The organism is Pseudomonas sp. MPFS (genome assembly GCF_022537035.1).
In the GTDB taxonomy this organism is placed as follows: domain Bacteria; phylum Pseudomonadota; class Gammaproteobacteria; order Pseudomonadales; family Pseudomonadaceae; genus Aquipseudomonas; species Aquipseudomonas sessilinigenes.
Genome location: NZ_CP066123.1, coordinates 789,989 through 809,361, shown reverse-complemented (window position 1 = coordinate 809,361; position 19,373 = coordinate 789,989). Strand labels below are relative to the sequence as shown.

Annotated in this window: 19 protein-coding genes and 2 pseudogenes; 11 read left to right on the top strand and 10 right to left on the bottom strand. The window is 63.8% G+C overall.

The window, feature by feature from the left end; all coding sequences use genetic code 11:
• Positions 1-143 precede the first annotated feature (143 nt).
• Positions 144-1,097 carry an adenosine deaminase gene (locus tag I9018_RS03570; RefSeq protein WP_241108750.1) on the top strand — a complete coding sequence of 318 codons (954 nt, stop codon included), beginning with the start codon at positions 144-146 and terminating at the stop codon, positions 1,095-1,097.
• An 85-nt stretch (positions 1,098-1,182) separates the two neighbouring features.
• Here the strand turns inward: I9018_RS03570 and I9018_RS03565 are convergent, their stop codons facing one another.
• Positions 1,183-2,553, bottom strand: coding sequence for an MFS transporter (locus I9018_RS03565; RefSeq protein ID WP_241108749.1), 1,371 nt, complete (start codon positions 2,551-2,553; stop codon positions 1,183-1,185).
• A gap of 174 nt (positions 2,554-2,727) precedes the next feature.
• Positions 2,728-3,639 (bottom strand): LysR family transcriptional regulator, encoded by a 912-nt coding sequence (locus I9018_RS03560; RefSeq protein WP_068585471.1) that lies wholly within the window; start codon positions 3,637-3,639, stop codon positions 2,728-2,730.
• Between the two features lie 117 nt (positions 3,640-3,756).
• Here I9018_RS03560 and I9018_RS03555 point away from each other — a divergent pair, with 117 nt between their 5' ends.
• The 3 genes from I9018_RS03555 (at position 3,757) to I9018_RS03545 (ending at position 5,416) form a co-directional block, all read left to right on the top strand.
• A complete protein-coding gene (locus tag I9018_RS03555; RefSeq protein WP_241108748.1) occupies positions 3,757-4,050 on the top strand; it encodes a putative quinol monooxygenase in 294 nt (97 codons plus the stop codon).
• A 31-nt stretch (positions 4,051-4,081) separates the two neighbouring features.
• Entirely contained in the window at positions 4,082-5,095 is a 1,014-nt protein-coding gene (locus I9018_RS03550; RefSeq protein WP_241108747.1) for a zinc-binding alcohol dehydrogenase family protein, read from the top strand.
• Between the two features lie 144 nt (positions 5,096-5,239).
• Positions 5,240-5,416 (top strand): hypothetical protein, encoded by a 177-nt coding sequence (locus I9018_RS03545; RefSeq protein WP_164487263.1) that lies wholly within the window; start codon positions 5,240-5,242, stop codon positions 5,414-5,416.
• A 1-nt stretch (position 5,417) separates the two neighbouring features.
• Here the strand turns inward: I9018_RS03545 and I9018_RS03540 are convergent, their stop codons facing one another.
• Together I9018_RS03540 and I9018_RS03535 are read right to left on the bottom strand one after the other, a co-directional pair.
• The gene (locus tag I9018_RS03540; RefSeq protein ID WP_068585481.1) at positions 5,418-6,614 is read right to left on the bottom strand and encodes a multidrug effflux MFS transporter; all 1,197 of its coding nucleotides are present in this window, start codon (positions 6,612-6,614) and stop codon (positions 5,418-5,420) included.
• 93 nt (positions 6,615-6,707) lie between these two features.
• The gene (locus I9018_RS03535; protein WP_022642104.1) at positions 6,708-6,905 is read right to left on the bottom strand and encodes a cation transporter; all 198 of its coding nucleotides are present in this window, start codon (positions 6,903-6,905) and stop codon (positions 6,708-6,710) included.
• A 146-nt stretch (positions 6,906-7,051) separates the two neighbouring features.
• On the opposite strand from I9018_RS03535, the gene I9018_RS03530 reads away from it, so the two are divergent.
• The 3 genes from I9018_RS03530 (at position 7,052) to cueR (ending at position 10,372) form a co-directional block, all read left to right on the top strand.
• Positions 7,052-7,435 carry a hypothetical protein gene (locus tag I9018_RS03530; protein WP_241108746.1) on the top strand — a complete coding sequence of 128 codons (384 nt, stop codon included), beginning with the start codon at positions 7,052-7,054 and terminating at the stop codon, positions 7,433-7,435.
• A 139-nt stretch (positions 7,436-7,574) separates the two neighbouring features.
• Complete coding sequence (locus tag I9018_RS03525; protein WP_241108745.1) at positions 7,575-9,971, top strand: heavy metal translocating P-type ATPase; 2,397 nt, start codon at positions 7,575-7,577, stop codon at positions 9,969-9,971.
• Positions 9,968-10,372, top strand: coding sequence for a Cu(I)-responsive transcriptional regulator (cueR, locus tag I9018_RS03520; RefSeq protein ID WP_068585490.1), 405 nt, complete (start codon positions 9,968-9,970; stop codon positions 10,370-10,372). The genes I9018_RS03525 and cueR overlap by 4 nt, the downstream gene beginning before the upstream one ends.
• A gap of 170 nt (positions 10,373-10,542) precedes the next feature.
• Here cueR and I9018_RS03515 read toward each other — a convergent pair whose 3' ends face one another.
• Both I9018_RS03515 and I9018_RS03510 read right to left on the bottom strand, forming a co-directional pair.
• Positions 10,543-11,439: a PA4780 family RIO1-like protein kinase gene (locus I9018_RS03515; RefSeq protein ID WP_241108744.1), complete on the bottom strand. Its 897-nt coding sequence runs from the start codon at positions 11,437-11,439 to the stop codon at positions 10,543-10,545.
• Positions 11,440-11,570: 131 nt separating this feature from the next.
• Positions 11,571-11,840: pseudogene (locus I9018_RS03510) on the bottom strand (acetyl-CoA C-acyltransferase); the annotation flags it as partial.
• Positions 11,841-12,090: 250 nt separating this feature from the next.
• Between I9018_RS03510 and I9018_RS03505 the strand changes: the two are divergent.
• Positions 12,091-12,565: pseudogene (locus I9018_RS03505) on the top strand (MaoC/PaaZ C-terminal domain-containing protein); the annotation flags it as partial.
• A gap of 6 nt (positions 12,566-12,571) precedes the next feature.
• On the opposite strand, the gene I9018_RS03500 reads toward I9018_RS03505, so the two are convergent.
• A complete protein-coding gene (locus tag I9018_RS03500) occupies positions 12,572-13,021 on the bottom strand; it encodes a DMT family transporter (RefSeq protein ID WP_068585498.1) in 450 nt (149 codons plus the stop codon).
• A gap of 412 nt (positions 13,022-13,433) precedes the next feature.
• On the opposite strand from I9018_RS03500, the gene I9018_RS03495 reads away from it, so the two are divergent.
• Together I9018_RS03495 and I9018_RS03490 are read left to right on the top strand one after the other, a co-directional pair.
• Positions 13,434-15,158, top strand: a complete 1,725-nt coding sequence (locus I9018_RS03495) for a collagen-like triple helix repeat-containing protein (RefSeq protein ID WP_241108743.1) — start codon at positions 13,434-13,436, stop codon at positions 15,156-15,158.
• 192 nt (positions 15,159-15,350) lie between these two features.
• A complete protein-coding gene (locus tag I9018_RS03490; protein ID WP_241108742.1) occupies positions 15,351-17,024 on the top strand; it encodes a POTRA domain-containing protein in 1,674 nt (557 codons plus the stop codon).
• 139 nt (positions 17,025-17,163) lie between these two features.
• On the opposite strand, the gene I9018_RS03485 is transcribed toward I9018_RS03490, so the two are convergent.
• The 3 genes from I9018_RS03485 to I9018_RS03475 are packed head-to-tail and all read right to left on the bottom strand — an operon-like array spanning position 17,164 to position 18,102.
• On the bottom strand, positions 17,164-17,577 hold the full coding sequence (locus tag I9018_RS03485) for a response regulator (RefSeq protein ID WP_068577121.1): 414 nt from the start codon (positions 17,575-17,577) through the stop codon (positions 17,164-17,166).
• 57 nt (positions 17,578-17,634) lie between these two features.
• Complete coding sequence (locus I9018_RS03480) at positions 17,635-17,841, bottom strand: Flp family type IVb pilin (RefSeq protein ID WP_241110103.1); 207 nt, start codon at positions 17,839-17,841, stop codon at positions 17,635-17,637.
• 54 nt (positions 17,842-17,895) lie between these two features.
• The gene (locus I9018_RS03475; RefSeq protein WP_068577124.1) at positions 17,896-18,102 is read right to left on the bottom strand and encodes a Flp family type IVb pilin; all 207 of its coding nucleotides are present in this window, start codon (positions 18,100-18,102) and stop codon (positions 17,896-17,898) included.
• A gap of 328 nt (positions 18,103-18,430) precedes the next feature.
• On the opposite strand from I9018_RS03475, the gene cpaB reads away from it, so the two are divergent.
• A complete protein-coding gene (gene cpaB, locus I9018_RS03470) occupies positions 18,431-19,369 on the top strand; it encodes a Flp pilus assembly protein CpaB (protein WP_068577125.1) in 939 nt (312 codons plus the stop codon).
• Positions 19,370-19,373 lie beyond the last annotated feature (4 nt).

Genomic DNA, 19,373 nt, shown 5'->3' with positions numbered 1-19,373 from the left:
TTTATCGGACATTCGCGCCGGCCACTGTAGAATGGCGGCTTTTTCACACCCGGCGAGCACCGCGAGCCAATGGCCAGGCCCCACAGAAGGGCACCGTCCAGCACCAGGCTTCTCGCCGCTCCCGCACCTGATGAGACAACACCATGTATGACTGGCTGAACGCCTTGCCCAAGGCTGAACTGCACCTGCACCTGGAAGGTTCCCTGGAGCCCGAGCTGCTGTTCGCCCTGGCCGAGCGCAACAAGATCGCCCTGCCCTGGAGCGACGTCGAGACCCTGCGCAAGGCCTACGCCTTCAACAACCTGCAAGAGTTCCTCGACCTGTACTACCAGGGCGCCGACGTGCTGCGCACCTCCCAGGACTTCTACGACCTGACCTGGGCCTACCTGCTGCGCTGCAAAGAACAGAACGTGATCCACACCGAACCCTTCTTCGACCCGCAGACCCACACCGACCGTGGCGTGCCTTTCGAAGTGGTGCTCAACGGCATCGCCAGCGCCCTGAAGGATGGCGAGCAGCAACTGGGGATCACCAGCGGCCTGATCCTCAGCTTCCTGCGCCACCTGAGCGAAGAAGAAGCGCAGAAGACCCTCGACCAGGCCCTGCCGTTTCGCGAAGCCTTCATCGCCGTGGGCCTGGACAGCTCCGAGATGGGGCATCCGCCGAGCAAGTTCCAGCGGGTGTTCGACCGGGCCCGCGCCGAGGGTTTCCTGACCGTGGCCCACGCTGGCGAAGAAGGTCCGCCGGAGTACATCTGGGAAGCCCTGGACCTGCTCAAGATCCAGCGCATCGACCATGGCGTTCGGGCCTTCGAGGACGAGCGGCTGATGCAGCGGATCATCGACGAGCAGATTCCGCTGACCGTCTGCCCGCTGTCCAATACCAAGCTCTGCGTGTTCGATCACATGTCCCAGCACAACATCCTGGAAATGCTCGAGCGTGGCGTGAAGGTGACGGTCAACTCCGATGACCCGGCCTACTTCGGCGGCTACGTCACCGAGAACTTCCATGCCTTGTACACCGACCTGGGCATGACCCGGGAACAAGCCCAGCGCCTGGCCCAGAACAGCCTGGACGCCCGCCTGGTCAAGCCGTAAGGCCAGCCTGCCAGAGTCGCTGCCACAGGCAGCACCCTCCCCGGCGCCCTCTTGCAAGGGCGCCGGGGGCTACGCAACGCCCCCTCTACACCTCGCTCAATTCCTCCAGGGTCCGGCCCCGGGTCTCCATCCCGAAGCGCCAGACCACCGCCGCCGCGACCACGAAGCACGCCGCCCCCAAGGCGAACACGCCCCCTTGCCCGGCGACCGGCAACACCAGCCCCGTCACCAAGGGCCCCAGCAACGAACCAATACGGCCAACTGCCGAAGCGAACCCCGAGCCCGTGGCCCGGGCCGAGGTCGGATACAGCTCCGGGGTGTAGGTGTAGAGCACCGCCCACATGCCGAACAGGAAGAACTGCATCAGCAACCCGGTGCCGATCAGCAGGCTCGCATTGCCGCCGAACACCGCGCTTTGCCCATACAAGAAGGCCATGATCCCGCCACCGAGCAAGGTGACGATGCACACCGGCTTACGCCCCCAGCGCTCCACCAGCCAGGCGGCCATGAGGAACCCCGGGATCCCGCCCAGGGAAATCAGCACCGTGTAGTACACCGACTGGGTCACCGCGAAGCCGGACTGCTGGAGCAACGCGCTGAGCCAGGAGGTCAGGCCATAGAACCCCAGCAGGGCGAAGAACCACAGGCTCCAGATCATCACCGTGCGCTGGCGATACTGCGGCGACCAGATCTGGCGCAACGCAGAGAAAAACTGCCCTGGCGCGCTTTCTATGCGTGGCAGGCGCACGGGCTCGGGCAACTGGCTGGTGCCCAGGGATACCCGCACTTTGCCCTCGATGCCTTGCAGTACCCGGTCGGCATCGGCATGGCGCCCGGCCTGCTCCAGCCAGCGCGGCGACTCGGGAATGAAGAAGCGGATCGCCAGCACGAACACCGCTGGGATCGCCAACACCAGGAAGATGTCGCGCCAGCCGATCAACGGCAGGAGGAAGTACGACAGCACCCCGGCGGCGACGAAACCCAAGGGCCAGAAACCATCCATCAAGGCGATGTAGCGTCCGCGTCGTTGCGCCGGAATCATCTCCGAGAGCATCGACTGGGCGATGGGAAACTCCATGCCCATGCCGATTCCCAGCAGCACCCGGAACAGGGTCAGGCTGTCCACATCCTGGGCCGTGGAGCACAGGTAGCTGGCCACGCCCCAGAGCACGATGCTCCACTGGAACACCGGCTTGCGACCGAAACGGTCGGCGAGCATTCCCGATAGTGACGCCCCCAGCACCATGCCGAAGAAACTCGAGCTGGCCAGCAGGCCGGCCTGGGCCGAGCTCAAGCCGAACTCGGCTTTGATCGAGCCCAGGAGGAAGGTCATCATCGCCAGGTCCATGGAGTCGAAGAAGAACGCCAAGGCGATGATGATGAAGATCAGCCGGTGATAGCCGCTGATGGGTAACCGCTCCAGGCGCTCCGCAGCGCTGTACTTCTGTATGCCCATGCCCCGTCCCCCACAGTCGAATGCTTGACCGTCGGAGTGTGCGGGATCGAGACCGGGGCTGATTGCCGAGGGCGACCTGCCCGCATCCACCAGCGACGCCCAGGGGCGAAGCGCCGAATGGCTGGGCGACGCCGTGGGAGGGTTATGTCCTGGGGGTGCTATGTCGTGGCAGAGCTATACCGGGCGGCGAGCGCTGATCTCGGCGCAGCGTCTTTGCAACAGATCGCGCAACAGCTTCACCGGTTTGCTCAGGTGCGCCCGATGGGTGCAGAGCAGGTTCAGCGACGCCCGCTCGCAGGTCAGCTCCGGCAGCAGCACCTGCAGGCGCCCCTCCAGCACATCGGCGGCCACGTCCAGCCAGGACTTGTAGACGATCCCGGCCCCGGCCAAAGCCCAGCGCCGGACCACATCGGCATCGTCGCTCAGGCGGTCGCCACTGACGCTGAGGCTCACCTCGCGCTTGCCGTCATGAAAGCTCCAGAGATCGTGGGCCCGGCTGTCGAGCATGTACAACAGACAGTTGTGCTGGGCCAGCTGCTCCAGTTGGCGCGGCTCGCCATGGCGCGCCAGGTAGCCGGGAGCGGCGCACAGCACCCGGCGGTTGTCCGGGGCTACCGGCAGGGCCACCAGGCTGGAATCCTCCGGTTCACCATAGCGCAGGGCGATATCCACCGGCTGGCGGAACAGGTCGGCGATCCTGTCCCCCAGCAACAGGCGCACGCTGAGCTTGGGATGCTCGCGCTGGAACTCGTCGAGCCAGGGCAGCAGCAAATTGCGCCCAAAGTCCGAGGGAGCGGACAGCTGCAACACGCCGCTGACCTGGTCCTGCCCGCTGGCCAGCAGGCGCCGGCCTTCATCCAGGTTGCCCAAGGCGGCGCGGGCGTATTCGAGAAAACCCTCGCCCTCGGCGGTCAGGCGCAGGCTGCGGGTGGAGCGAGCCAATAGGCGTGCGCCGAGGTGGTGCTCAATGCGTTTGAGGGCAGCGCTGGCCACCGCCGGCGAAAGGTCCATGACCCGGGCCGCCGCCGACAGGCTGCCCAGGTCGGCGGCACGCACGAACAACTGCAGATCATCGAATCGCAACACGGCCAGCCTCGTATTATCAAAAAAATATTGAAAGAGACTGCTCTTTTAGCCGGTTTTACCGTGCACAGAAATAGCCAATCATCTCTCCATCGTCCAATTCCACCGAGGAATACCCCAATGTCCGAGCCCTTCACCGCCATTGCCACCCTGGTCGCCCGGCCCGGCCAGCAGCACGTGTTGCAACGCGAACTCAGTGTCCTGGTGGCGCCCAGCCGCGCCGAAGCCGGCTGCCAGTATTACCAACTGCACCAGGACGCCGGGCAGCCGGGCACCTTCTACGTCCTGGAGCGCTGGGATAACCAGGCGGCCCTGGACCTGCACAACGGCACCGCCCACTTCCAGGCCTTCCTGGAACACACCCGCGATGCCCTCGAACACTTCGAACTCAAGCGCCTGCAACTGATCGCCTGACCCTCTTCAATCGCCTTACAAGGAACCCATCATGAAAGCCATCGCCTACTACCAATCGTTGCCCATCGACGATCCACGCGCCCTGCAAGACATTGAACTGCCGGAGCCTACCCCCGGCCCTCGCGACCTGCTGGTGGAGGTCAAGGCCATCTCGGTCAATCCGGTGGACACCAAGGTACGCCGCAACGTCCAGCCCGAAGACGGGGCCGCCAAGGTCCTGGGGTGGGACGTGGCCGGGGTGGTCAAGGCCGTGGGCAGCGAGGTCAGCCTGTTCAAGGCTGGCGACCAGGTGTTCTACGCCGGCTCCATCGCCCGCGCCGGGGCCAACAGCGAAGTGCACGTGGTCGATGAACGCATCGTCGGCCACATGCCCAAGAGCCTGGGCTTTGCCGAAGCCGCCGCCCTGCCGCTGACGGCGGTCACCGCCTGGGAATTGCTGTTCGATCGCTTGCAGGTCAGCCAGGACCCGCAGATCAAAGACCAGAGCTTGTTGATCGTCGGCGCCGCTGGCGGCGTCGGTTCGATCCTCACCCAGCTGGCGCGGCAACTGACCGGGCTCAAGGTGATCGGCACCGCCTCCCGCGAGCAGACCCAGGCCTGGGTGCGCGAGCTGGGCGCCCATGCCGTGGTGGATCACAGCCAGCCACTGAGCGCCGAGCTCAAGCGCATCGGCATCGAGCAGGTGACCCACGTGGCCAGCCTGACCCAGACCGACGCGCACCTGGACCAACTGGTGGAAGCCCTGGCGCCACAGGGCAAGCTGGGGCTGATCGACGACCCACAGAGCTTCGATGTGACCAAGCTCAAGCGCAAGAGCCTGTCGCTGCACTGGGAATTCATGTACACCCGCTCGCTGTTCGAGACTCCCGACATGCAACAGCAACACGTGATCCTGACGCGGATCGCCGAGCTGATCGATGCTGGCACCCTCAAGACCACGGTCGGCGAACATTTTGGCCGGATCGACGCCGCCAACCTGCGCCGTGCCCACGCGTTGCTGGAAAGCGGCAAGGCCAAGGGCAAGATCGTCCTGGAAGGTTTCTAGAGCCGTAATGGGCGGCCTCCCGCCGGCGATAAAACGCAGCGGCGGCCGCCAGTCCGAGAATTGATTTCGGTCATATTCATGACCGTATTCAGGTCTACACTGGGGTCCCTTGCAGCGCGCTCTTTTACCGTTAGGAGGTCAGCAATGAAGATCCTGATAAAAGAATTGGCAACCCCTCAAGGCTCCCAGTGGCAGGTGCGTCTCGACCAGCATGCGGTAGCGTTCCGCAGCGAAGCCGAGGCGCGGGCTTTCGCCCAGACCCTGCAAGCCAGGCTGCAGGCACCTCATTCGATTCCCCAGCCCCAGCGCGCCGTCGGCTGATTCAGAGCCCGGCGGTCTTCAGTGCCCGGGCATTCTGCAAACGCCGGGTCATGACCGCCATGCTCACGGCCAGCACGCCACATAGGCAGATGACCATCGCCATTGGCGTGGCGCTGCCATCGTGCAACACCCCCACCAGATAAGCCGCTCCCGCGGCGACACTGAACTGCAGGCACCCCAGCAGCGCCGAGGCGCTGCCGGCCCTGGCTCCTTGGCCATTCATGGCGCAGGCCGCGGCGTTGGGAATGATGCAGCCCAGGCTCGCGATACACACGAACAGGGGCACCAGCAGTGGCCACAGCGCCTCGGTGTGCAAGGTACTGACACCCAGCAGGGTCAGGCCCGCCGCTAGATAGATCCACACCGTGCGCGCCAACAGGAAAGCCGGTCCGCGCTTGGCCAACAGCCGTGCATTGACCTGGGCCACCAGGATGAATCCACCGGCATTGATGCCGAAGAACCAGCCAAAGTGCTCGGCCGGCACGCCATACAACTTGATGAGGACAAAGGGCGAACCGGCGATGTAGGAGAACATGCCGGCAATGGCGATACCGCCGGTCAAGGCATGGCCCAGGTACACCCGGTCCTTGAGCAGCAGGCCGTACTGGTACAGCGCACCGGACAACGGCAGGCGCGGCCGATCCGCCGGCATGCTTTCCGGCAGGCCCAGGGCGACGGCCAGTCCGGACAGCGCGCTGAATACCGTGAGCATGATGAAGATCGATTGCCAGCCATGCAGATTGACCAGCAGGCCTCCGAGCATCGGTGCCAGGATTGGTGCCAGCCCCATGACCAGCATCAGTTGCGAGAACACCTTGGCCGACCCTACGGCATCGCATTTGTCGCTGACCACCGCGCGGGAAATCACCATGCCGGCGCATCCACCCAGGGCCTGGACGAACCGCGCGCCGATCAGCCATTCAAGGCTCGGCGCATAGGCACAGGCCATCGACGCCAGGGTAAACAAGCCGACTCCGGCCAATAGCGGCAAGCGCCGGCCAAAACGATCGGCCAGCGGCCCATAGGCCAACTGACCGATGGACAACCCCAGGAAGTAGGCCGCCAGGGTCAACTGGACATGTTTTTCATCAGTGCCGAAAGCCTGGGCCATCGCCGGGAAAGCCGGCAGATAGAAGTCGATGGCCAATGGGCCGAAAGCGCTCAGGGCGCCGAGAATCAGGATAGTGCGCAGGTTCATGGCATCCAAACGAACGTCGGGTCAGCGGTCCGACAGTTTATCCGCGCTTGGACGCCTTGAACATTCAGGTAGGTCGCTAACGATTAAAAAGACTCAGGCCACCTGCACTGCATAACCTTCTTCGCTGATCAGGCTGATCACCTCATCGTTGGACAACCGGCTCTCGACCCCCACTTCCTTGGCCGCCAGGTCCACCCGTACCGTGGCCGCAGGGTCCTTGCTCTGCAGGGCCTGGGTGATGGCTCGCACGCAGTGGCCGCAGGACATGCCTTGAACGTTGAATACTTGCATTGCGCTTCTCCTGTGTTGAAGTTGGGCAGAGTCTTGTCCTTGCCACCATGGCAAGGTCAAGTTCCAGCGCAACCTGCCGGGCTGGAAATCGACGCCGCGCTCGGCCAAGCTTCACTCCTTATGTCATCAAAGCGGGAGATTCAGCCATGCGCTGGTCAACTTTCAGCCTCGTCGGCCTGCTGGGCCTGTTCGCGGCAGTGCCACCGGCCCTGGCCGCCGGCGAGGATTACGGCGTACTGATCATTTCCAGGGAGCGACTGGAGGTTGCCACCTCCTGCGAAATCGGTCTGTATATCCAGGACCAGCTCGCCGGTCGACTGTTCCAGGAGCAGAGCACGTCCTTCAACCTGCCTGCGGGCAAAGTAGCGCTGAGCCTGAAACTGCTGCCGAGCCAGGCACCGGGATGCAGCGCCGGCATGCTGGCCCCGAACACCCAGGAGATCAGCCTCAAGGCCGGCGACGTGCTGAAGTTCCGCATCGCCACCAGCCCCTCGGGCATGTACCTCAAGCCCGCGGCCCTGGAATACTGACCGCCCGCCTGGTGCCCTTGGCGCCAGGCCTTTCCCGTCCCGCTCCTGGGACAAAATGAAGCACCCCTGCAATGCCCCTTGACCTTGCCTGCATGGCAAGGTTGATCCTGTGGCCACTTGTCTACAGGGAGTGCTCCCGATGTCCGATTCAATCACCTTCAACCTGCCGATCGCCGGCATGACCTGCGCCAGCTGCGCCGGACGCGTGGAGCGCGCCCTGGGCAAGGTCGCCGGAACCCGTGCGGTGAGCGTCAACCTGGCCACGGAACAGGCCCGTATCGAGGCACCGGACGGCAGTCTCCCGGACTTGCTGGCCGCCGTGGAGAACGCCGGCTACAGCGTGCCGGTACAGAGCCTGGAACTGAGCATCGGCGGCATGACCTGCGCCACCTGCGCCGGACGCGTGGAGCGCGCCTTGAACAAGGTAACGGGAGTACGCAGCGCCAACGTCAACCTGGCCACCGAGCGTGCCCACCTCGAGCTGCTGGGCCAGGTCGATCCGGCGCAGTTGATCGAGGCCGTAACCAAAGCCGGTTATTCCGCCAGACTGTGGCAGGCCGAGCAACGCCATGACGGCGATCCCGGGCAACACCTGCGCCGCGAGCGCTGGAGCCTGGTACTGGCCATCCTGCTGGCCCTGCCGCTGGTATTGCCAATGCTGGTAGAACCCTTCGGCCTGCACTGGATGCTCCCGGCCTGGGCCCAATTCGCCCTGGCCACCCCAGTGCAATTCATCTTCGGCGCACGCTTCTACGTGGCGGCCTGGAAAGCCGTACGCGCCGGCAGCGGCAACATGGACCTGCTGGTCGCCCTGGGCACCAGCGCCGGCTACGGCTTGAGCCTGTACGAATGGGCCAGCGCCACGCCGGGCAGCATGCCGCACCTGTACTTCGAGGCCTCGGCGGTGGTCATCGCCCTGGTGTTGCTGGGCAAGTACCTGGAAAGTCGCGCCAAGCGCCAGACCGCCAGCGCCATCCGCGCCCTGGAGGCCCTGCGGCCGGAACGGGCGATCCAGGTGATCGACGGCCGCGAACAGGAAGTGGCCATCAGCGCCCTGCGCCTGGGCGACCTGGTGCTGGTCAAGCCCGGCGAGCGCTTTGCGGTAGACGGCGAAGTCGTCGAGGGCCAGAGCCATGCCGACGAAGCCCTGATCAGCGGCGAAAGCCTGCCGGTGCCCAAGCAGCCTGGCGACAAAGTCACCGGCGGTGCGATCAACGGCGAAGGCCGCCTGCTGGTGCGCACCCAGGCCCTGGGCGCGGAAACCGTGCTGGCCCGGATCATCCGCCTGGTGGAAGACGCCCAGGCCGGCAAGGCGCCTATCCAGAAGCTGGTGGACAAGGTCAGCCAGGTGTTCGTGCCCACCGTGCTGGTGCTGGCGCTGATCACCCTAGTGGGTTGGTGGCTGTACGGTGCGCCCCTGGAAACCGCCGTGATCAATGCCGTGGCCGTGCTGGTGATCGCCTGTCCTTGTGCCCTGGGCCTGGCCACCCCCACCGCGATCATGGCCGGTACCGGCGTCGCCGCCCGCCACGGCATCCTGATCAAGGATGCCGAAGCCCTGGAGCGGGCCCATGAGGTGACATCCGTGGTCTTCGACAAGACGGGCACGCTGACCTCGGGCACACCTCGTATCGCCCACCTGCAGGCATTGGAGGGTAACGAAGACACCCTGCTGCAACTGGCCGGTGCCCTGCAGCGCGGCAGTGAACACCCCCTGGCCAAGGCCGTGCTGGACCTGTGCGAGGAGCGCCAGTTGCCAGTGGCCGACGTCAGCGCCAGCCAGGCCCTGACCGGCCGCGGCATCGCCGGCACCCTGGACGGCCGACCATTGGCCCTGGGCAATCGCCGCCTGCTGGAGGAAAGCGGCTTGAACCCGGGTGACCTGGCCCCGGTGGCCAAGGACTGGGAACATGAAGGACGAACCCTGTCCTGGTTGATCGAACAGGGCGCCCAACCGCGCGTGCTGGGCCTGTTCGCCTTTGGCGACACCCTCAAGCCCGGCGCCCTGCAAGCGGTGCAGCAACTCAAGGCCCGGCATATCGATAGCCACCTGCTGACCGGTGACAACCGCGGCAGCGCTCGGGTGGTAGCCGAGGCCCTGGGCATCAGCGACGTGCACGCCGAAGTGCTGCCTGCCGACAAGGCCGCCACCGTGGCCGAACTGAAGAAAAGCGGCGTAGTGGCAATGGTTGGCGACGGCATCAACGATGCTCCGGCCCTGGCCGCCGCGGACATCGGCATCGCCATGGGCGGCGGCACCGACGTGGCCATGCACGCGGCCGGCATCACCTTGATGCGTGGCGAGCCGCGCTTGATTCCCGCCGCGCTGGAGATCAGTCGCAAGACCTACGCGAAGATCCGCCAGAACCTGTTCTGGGCCTTCGTCTATAACCTGATCGGCATCCCCCTCGCGGCCTTCGGCATGCTCAACCCGGTATTGGCCGGCGCCGCCATGGCCCTGTCCAGCGTCAGTGTGGTGAGCAATGCGCTACTGTTGAAAACCTGGAAACCCAAAGACCTGGAGAACGCCGGATGAACATCGGCCAAGCAGCGCGCAAGAGCGGCCTGAGCGCCAAGATGATCCGCTACTACGAGTCCATCGGACTGCTCAAGCCGGCCCACCGCAGCGACAGCGGCTATCGCCTGTACGGCAATGACGACCTGCACAGCCTGGCATTCATCAAGCGCTCCCGGGACCTGGGCTTTTCCCTTGAGGAAGTGGGCAAGTTGCTGACCCTGTGGCAGGACCGCCAGCGGGCCAGCGCCGATGTGAAGGCCCTGGCCCGTCAGCACATCGATGAGTTGAACCAGAAGATCCGCGAACTGGCAGGCCTGCGCGACACCCTGCAGGACCTGGTGGAGCACTGCCATGGCGATCACCGCCCGGACTGCCCGATCCTCAAGGAACTGGCCTCCGGCAGTTGCTGCGGGCCTTGAGTGTGAAAGGCTTCGTGTAGCCGCTGCCGCACAGGCGCGCAGCGCTCGCAAGATCGAGTCCTGAAGGTCCTGCGGGCCTTGGCGCAGCCTCGCAGGCTCGACAGCGGCTACAGGGTGCCAAGGTGGTCTGCAGAAACGAAAAATCCGGCCTGGGCCGGATTTTTCATGGGTCACTGCATCCAGGGCGGAGGCGGTGGCTCGTCGGATTTGCCCGGCGGTCTTTCGTCCTCCGCACGAGCGGCCCGGCGACGCTCCTCGTCGAAACGCGCCGCTTCGATTTCACGCATCACGCTACCGACATCCGCCTGCTCCTGGGCCTCGGCGAACTCGCCCGTGAGCACACTCTCCGGATGCAAGGTGCCGGCCTCGTAGAGCGCCCACATTTCCTTGGCATAGCGGGTGCGCTTGAGCTCCGGGGCAAAGCGTCCGAAGTAGGCGGCCATGTTGCCCACATCGCGCTCGAGCATGCTGAAGGCATGGTTGTTACCGGCAGCATCCACGGCCTGGGGCAGGTCGATGATCACCGGTCCTTCCGGCCCCAGCAGCACGTTGAACTCGGACAGGTCGCCATGCACCAGGCCGGTACACAGCATCAGCACGATCTGGGAAATCAGGAAGGCGTGGTATTCACGCGCCTGCTCCGGCTCCAGCACCACATCGTTCAGGCGTGGCGCGGCATCGCCATACTCGTCGGCCACCAGCTCCATCAGCAGCACGCCTTCCAGGAAGTCGAACGGCTTGGGTACCCTGACCCCGGCATTGGCCAGGCGAAACAGGGCAGCCACCTCGGCGTTCTGCCAGGCCTCCTCGGCTTCCTTGCGCCCGTACTTGGAGCCCTTGGCCATCGCCCGGGCCTGGCGGCTATTGCGCACCTTGCGCCCTTCCTGATACTCCGCCGCCTGGCGGAAACTACGCTTGTTAGCCTCCTTGTAGACCTTGGCGCAACGTATCTCCTTCCCGCAGCGCACCACATACACAGCTGCTTCCTTACCACTCATGAGTGGGCGCAGCACCTCGTCTACCAGACCGTCTTCGATCAGCGGTTCAATGCGTTTTGGAGTCTTCATCAGCTTTTATTCTGGTTCCCTTGTTACCAAACACGCGAAAGTCACTCGTTATACGGCAATCCTCCCACGCCGGGAAAGAGCTGCCGATCAACGCCCCTCTACAATGCCGTCAATAAGCAGACCAACATCCTTCAACGCTCGATGATCGCCGTCACGCCCTGCCCTCCCACGGCACAGATTGAAATCAACCCGCCCCCCTGTCCCGCCACGCTCAACAACTTCGCCAAGTTGGCAACGATGCGCCCGCCCGTGGCGGCAAAGGGGTGACCGGCCGCCAGGAAACAGCCCTTGACGTTGAGCCGCGAACGATCGATATCGCCCAGCGGCGCATCGAGCCCCAGCCGGGTCTTGCAGTATTGCGGGTCCTGCTACGCCTTGAGCGTGCAGAGCACCTGGGCGGCAACTGCCGCCGATGCTCGCTACGCGACGTAGCTAAGTCACGGAAAGCGCCTTGTTTTGTAAGTACTACTGCGCCGCCCCCCTAACGCAGCGTAGGTATTCCCCTGGTAGCGGCGGGACAAAGCCTCTGAGCGAACACCCCGGGGCCATTCGCGGTCCACTCTTTGAACCCCAGCTTGCGGAGTGCGTTCCATGTCCGATCGTTAAATCGACTTCGCCTTCGCCAACTCGGCCATCGGCAAGCGCCTGGTTGCGAGCTTCGACCTGGTGACCAGCATCGACGACCTGCTGGGCCCGCTCAGGGAAGCCCGGAGCCGATTCCTCTGCCGGGGCATCAAGCTGGCAGCAGAACCGCCGGACTTATCTCTGCCCTGCCACCAGGGGCTGCTGGAAACCGATCACTGGACGGCCGAACACGATATCGGTCGCCGGTAGGCCAAGGTATCCGGCGACTACAATCCCATTCACTTGAGCGCCTGGGCGCCCGCTTGTTCGGTTTTCCCCAGGCCATCGCCCATGGGCTAGGGAGCAAGGCACGAACCCTGGCGGCGTTGCAGGAACATCTGCCCACAGCGAACCTTGAGATCACGGTGCGCTTCATCAAGCCCGTGCTGCTGCCCTCGCCGCTCCGGCTCCTGGCCAGTGCCGCCGGGTCCAGCGGCGAACTGCAACTGCTGGGCAAGGGCGAGTTCAACACATGCAAGGAGGTTGGCAGCCGATTGCCTGAACTCCGTCAGCCGCGGCGGATCAGCACCACCCCGGCAACGATCAGCAGCAATCCGGCAATCTTGCCGAGGCTGATCGGCGCTTCGCGAAATCCCACCCAACCAAAGTGGTCCACAGCCAGGGCCATGCTCAATTGGCCGGCCAATACCAGTGCCATGAACAGCAAGGCCCCGATCCGTGGCCCGGTGTACGCCGCAACGGTGATGAAGAACGCCCCCAACAAGCCGCCGCACAAGTGCCACCAGGTCAAACCCTTGAGGGCATTGAGCGACGGCACTTCACGTTGCAGCAGCACCAGCGCCAGCAGTGCCATCGTGCCGACAAAGAAGGAAATCATGGCCGCCGCCAGCACGCTGTCGACCTGTTTGGCCAACTGGCCATTGATGCCGGCTTGCAAGGCAAGGAAGGCACCCGCGACAAACGGCAAGCACAACAGCCACCAGACGGGATTGGGCATCACAAGCTCCTGGAGTTTTTAGGGCGCGCATTATAGGCCAGGCCTTCGAGCCCACAAGCAGGCGGTAGTGAGCACCAGACAGCAGGCTTCAGGGGTATTGAAGAACCGTAAGGATGACTATTAATTGTGTGTATATAACTTTCGTTTTATGCGGGCTTTTATTTTTTCAGGAAAATACAACATGTTGTTTTAAATGGATTTTAAATAAAACAAATCATTAAAAACACTTTAAGACTAATCCTTTACAACAGCCCTGGCGCTCAAAAAAATAAGTCATTAATACCAAGTTCATAATTGTTCAAAGTTACTCCCGGGCCTTTCATCTAGACAACGGACGAAAACATCTCCAGCACAAGAACTGGAGAGCTATCGAAAACAACAACCGTTGTATCGGGTGCAAGGGATAACTGACATGAAAACTCAATTCGCTTGGAAAACAGCAACAGCCCTGGCCATGATCCTGACCCTCAGCCTGGCAGGCTGCAGCGGTGGTGGCGGCCACAAGAGCGGTGGCAGCAGCTCCTCATCCCCGGCCGCAAGCGGCGGCACAGATGGCGGCTCGGGCGGTACTGGTGGTGGAACCGGCGGGACCGGTGGTGGCACTGGAGGCACTGATGGTGGAACCGGTGGTACTGGCGGCGGCACTGGAGGCACAGGTGGCGGCACCGGAGGCACAGGTGGCGGCACCGGAGGCACGGGTGGCGGAACCGGCGGTACTGGCGGTAGCACCGGAGGTACGGGTGGCGGCACTGGCGGTACCGGCGGTGGCACCGGAGGCACAGGTGGCGGAACCGGCGGTACGGGTGGTGGCACTGGCAGCACAGGCACCCCCCTGACGACCAGCAGCCTGGTGTCGGACCTGGGTACCACTGTCAGTGGCGTAGGTAGCGGCGTCAGTGGCGTGGGCAGCTCCCTGGGCGGTACCCCGGTAGTAGGAGGTGTTGTGCAAAGCGCCGCCAACACCGCCGGCAATGTGGTGGACAGCGTCGGCAGCGGCTTGACCAACGGCCTGGGCACACTCGGCACCAATCCCAATGCCCTGAGCACCACGACTGCCACCGCCGGCAACGTCGTCAGTGACGTCGGCACCGGTGTCACCGACCTCAGCGGCAAACTGGCCACCACCACCCAAAGCGTGCCGGTGGTTGGAGGCCTGGTCAGCCGGGTCGCACCGGCCCTGGGAGGCGTCGGCACCCAAGTGACCATGCTCGGCAACACCCTGAGCACGGCCACCAGTAGCGGCCCGTTAGGCACCCTGACCAACGATGTGGGCAACACGGCCTTGGTGCCCGTGGTCAGCCTGGCAGAAGGCCTGACTGGCAAGGTCGGCAGCGCTACAGGCCTGGGTACCCCAGTCAGCGGCCTGCTCAATGGCGTGGCCCAGGCAGTCGACACCACCGGTGGCAAGGTCTCCGGCGCGGGCAATGGCAACCCCGTGACCGGCCTGCTGGGCAACACCTTGAGCAATGCCAGCACCGCAGTCGGGGCTACCGGTGGTTATGTAAGCACCTCGGGCAGCGGCACAGGCGGGACAGGGGGTGTCGGTGGCAACACTGGCCTGCTGGAAACCGTGGGTGGCGCAGTGGCCAACCTGAGCAACGGCCTGAATGCCGGCAACACCAACGGTACCGTCAGCGCCGGTGGCGTCTCCGGTGCCTCGGGCGGCGGACTGGTGGCTTCGGTCGGTGGTGCACTGGGCGGCAGCGGTACTCCCAACCTGGCAGCCACTGCACCACTGGCCACCGTCGGCGCCAATGTCGGTGCAGCCTTGAACCCGGTCACGACTCAAGTGAGCGGCGTGACCCAGCAAGTCGGAGCGGCCACCGGTCTCGGTACTCCGGTCAACGGCCTGCTGGGCCAAGTGGGTGGAGCGGTCAGTAACGTAGGCACCGCTATCGCTGGCGGCACCGGAGGCAACCAAGTCGGCGCCGCGCTGGGCGGTACCGTGAACGCGGTGGGCAGCACCGTGGCCTCGGTGGGTGGCCTGGTAACCGGCGGCACCCCCAGTGGAGGCACTACCAGTGGCGGCCTGCTGGGCGGCCTGGGTGCCACCGGCACCACCAACGGCAGCGCCGCTACCGGCCTGGGCGGTGTCGTCGGCGGCCTGACCGGAGCCCTGGGCGGCACCTCAAAATAATTTGCACCCGGCCGATTCGACGGCCCTACCTACAGCGCCTACGCTTGGTTGAAGGCGAGCGACTCAGAAGAGTCTCTCGCCTTTTTGTTATCAGGAGCACTGCAACCTAGCGTCAACCTCGGTTCCAGCACCGAGCGAAAGATTTAGGACGGGAGCTCCCAGCACCACCGCAGTTCGACCATGGAGTGTCCTATGCGCACGTTGGCCAGCTTGTTGTTACTCGGGTGCTGTTCAAGCGCCTATGCCGACTCTCTTCCCCGCTTTCTCAACAGCAACGACAGCATCCGTAACCTGCCCACGCCCAACCTGCCAGTGGATGCCTATCGCCCGGCAACCCCGAAACTGCAGCTCCCCGAACAACCTGCCCCCCAGGGGCAACAACCGCTGACCATGGGCACCAAGGTCACCGTACGACAGGTGCAGATCGAGGGCGGCACCCTCTACCCACTGGAACAGCTGGCGACGATCTACCAGCCTCTGATCGGCCATGAAACCACCCTCGCCCAATTGATCGAGGCCACTCGCAGCATCACCCGGCGCTACCAGGACGACGGTTACCTGCTCTCCTATGCCTTCATGCCACAGCAGAGCTTCGACAAGGGCGTGCTGCGGGTGGTGCTGGTGGAAGGCTATGTCAAGGACTACCAGCTACAGGGCGACATCGGTCCGGTGTCGGCCTACCTGGACAAGCTGGTGGCCAAGCTCAAGGCCGAGCGCCCGTTGACCCGCAAGACCTTCGAGCGCTACACCACCCTGATGAGCCGCGTGCCCGGGGTGACGCTGCAAGCCGTGGTGCCACCACCGGGCACCACCGACGGCGCCACCCGGCTGGTGGCGACCGCCAGCCGCAAGCCCTTCACCACCACACTCAACAGTACCCAGGACAATCGCAATGGCCTGCAGGCCCTGGTGGGGGTCTCCAGCAACTCGCAGACCTCCCTGGGCGAACAACTCACCCTCAGCGGCCTGTTCCCCCCGGGCAAGGACAAGGAGCACTACTACCGCCTGGACTACAGCCAGTTGCTGGGCTCGGAGGGCACGCAACTGAGCCTTTACGGTGCACGTTATCGCAGTGAACCCCACAGCAACGTGCAGCTGGACAATGGCCTGGAACTCGAACCCCATCGCGAGAACGATCGCTTCTCCATCGGTGTCAGCCACCCCTTCATCGCGTCGCCCAATGAAATGCTCACCCTCGGCACACGCCTGTATGCAGTGAACGACAAGACTCGCTACAAGGTGGTCAACAGCCCGCAGAGCGTGGACGTGAAGACCGACATCCGCGCCCTGGCCCTGGAAGGCGACTGGAGCAAGTCCGACCAGCGCCAGCTGAGGATTCTCAGTGCCGGCCTGTACCGTGGCCTCGATAGCATGGGCGCCAAGACCAACAACGACCTCTATGACCTGGACTTCTTCCGCGTGCGCCTGGCCGGGGTCCAGAGCAATCGCTTTCTCGACAACTGGCAAGGCGTGCTGTCCGGGGCCCTGTACTGGAGCCGGGACAACCTGCCCGACAGTGAGCGGGCCAGCTTTGGTGGACAGAACTTCGCACGTGGCTACCCCGATGACCAGACCACCGGCGACAAGGGCTGGGGCGTGGCCTATGAGGTGAACTACAGCTTCAACCGCGAGGGTCCCTGGGTCAGGGTCGTACAACCTTATGTGGTCCTGGACCGGGCCAAGACCTGGTTCAACGAGCTACCGGTCAAGGGCAGCAGCCTGTCATCGGCGGCCTTCGGCCTGCGCTTTGGCGATACCAAGCACTACAACATCGCCCTGGAGGCCGCCAAGGCCCTGTCCGACGAAGCCCTGGACACCTACAACCGCAGGCCGCGCTATAGCCTGAGCTTCAGCTATCAACTCTGAACAGTTGCGTGACTGTGACCCGCTTCGGCGGGTCTTTTTTTACCTGCGGGGAACATCTGCAACATGGACTGCTGCTACCGGAAAACAGCAGGCCGCCAGGTACGGCTCCCGCCAGGCGGGAGCTGTACCGGCAAGCGGGTCAGGGACCGACGACTTGTAGCCGCGGCTCGGGGAATAGATTGTTGAGGGTTTCCAGCAAGCGCACGTGGTAGATCGGCTTGCGGAACAGATCCAGCACCTGCAGGCGCAGCAAGTCGCTGACATCGTCCATGTCGGCATGCCCCGACATGACGATGACCGGCAGGTGCTGGCGCGAAGTGTGTTCACGCAGGCGCTTGATCAACGACATGCCGCTCTCCTCCGGCATGCGCAGGTCAGTGATGACCAGCGCGATGTCCGGGTGGCGGGTGAGATGATTCAAGGCCAGCTTCACCGATGTCGCGGTGAAGCAGCAGAAACCCTCGCCTTCCAGCAACTCGGCGAGTTCCATCAGCGCATCTTCTTCGTCGTCCACAAGAAGCAGTTGCTGGCGTAGGGTGGGAGGAGTGTTCATGAAACTTACCTTGAACGGGCTGTTTGGCGGCCTTCGCTGCAGGTGCAGTCGCAGGCCTCAAGGTACAGGTCGTGCGACCGTAGCACCTCCCATGGCCACGAGAATATTGTTGAAGATCGCCATGACCCGGTCGCCCATCGGGGTAACGAACAGCACCGCGACCACCGCGACCATGGCCACCACGATCGCATATTCGATAGCCGAGGCACCCTCGGTACGGGCCAGCAACAGTCGAGCACGAAGCAAAAGATACTCAAGCAGCATCATGCACCTCCGCCGGGGTTGCAACACTAGACAGCCATGCAGTTGACCGCCGGTTCACGGAACAGGGCGGGTGACAGCAGCCCCTCCAAGGGCGATCAGGATGTTGTTGAAGATGGCAAGTACCCTGTTACCCAACGGCGTGACGAACGCCACCACCATCACGGCGACCATGGCGACCACGATCGCGTACTCGATGGCCGAGGCACCTTCGGTGCGGTCAAAAAACAGGCGCGCCCTGAGCCACAAATATTGAAGGATCATCCTAGCTCTCCTTTGCGCCAGACGGCGCCGACGGAATGGCACCGGGATAGAACTCCCAATGCCATTTGAGCATTGTCAACAAACCACCACCCAGCAACTGTAAGAACTGATTAATCACTAAGTATTAATTGGAAGAAGGCGCCAAAAGTACAACCACCATTGAGAGCCTCCTACTTTTGTTCGCAATTTTTTGGCCAGTTAATGGCATTTCGTCCTAGCTCTACTACCTTCACATAGCGAAATAGTTGCATGTTCATAGCTGCCTGATTGCGAAGTTAACGCGTTTGGAATCACGGGCCGGTGGCGCAGTAGGAAAGGGAGAGCCCTCATGAACAGTCGCGTCACCATGGCTCTGGCAGGGCTTCTACTGATGGCTGCAGTGTTTTTCGGTTACTGGGGCCTGGTGCTCAGTCGCCAGCCCGAACCCGCCCCCGTGCAAGCACAACCAGTCGCTCCCAATGTCGTCGAATCCACCGTGTCCAGCACCGAAGACCAGACCCGCCAACCGGTCGTGGTACTGGTGCACGACGTACCCCCTTTCGTCCCCCTGGCCGCCACGGATCTGGCGCTGGAAAAACTGCGCACCGCGCCGCCCGGCAGCCTGAGTGCCATCAACCAGGCGGTGGGACGCACGCCGTGGCGGCAATTGAGTGCCGGGACCTGGCTCAATGAGCAGAGCTTTGCCACGGGCGGAGCCCTGGCCCGAATGATCCACAGCGACGAACGCGCCCTGGCCGTGGCGGTGGACGAGGTGATCGGCGCGGCAGGGCAACTGAGCCCGGGCGATTACGTCGATGTGCTGCTGTTCCTGCGCCAGGACAGCGCCAACCCGCAGCAATCGGCGCAGATCGCGGTGCCGGCCATGCGGGTGCTGGCCGTGGGCGATCAGCTCGGGCTGACCAACGACGGCCAACCCGCCTCGCCCGCCCTGAACAACGATGAAAAGCTCAAGCAGGACCAGCGTCGGATCAATGCTCGCACCGTGGTCCTGGCCGTCCCCGAACAGCTCCTGAGCCGAATGATGCTGGCCACCCAGGTCGGCGTCCTGCGCCTGGCGGTACGCAGCAGCGAAGAGCAGCGCCTGGCCCATTACTGGGCCGGTAGCGAAGAGGCGATCGAGCATTTGGATGCTGCCGACAGCAACCTGTTCCAGTTCACCCAACTGGCCCTGGGCAGTGCACCGCGCAGCCCTGGGGCCGCGGGCGCAGGCACGCGGCCGGCGGTGGAAGTGATCCGCGGCAACCAGGTCACCCAACAGACCCCCTGATCGA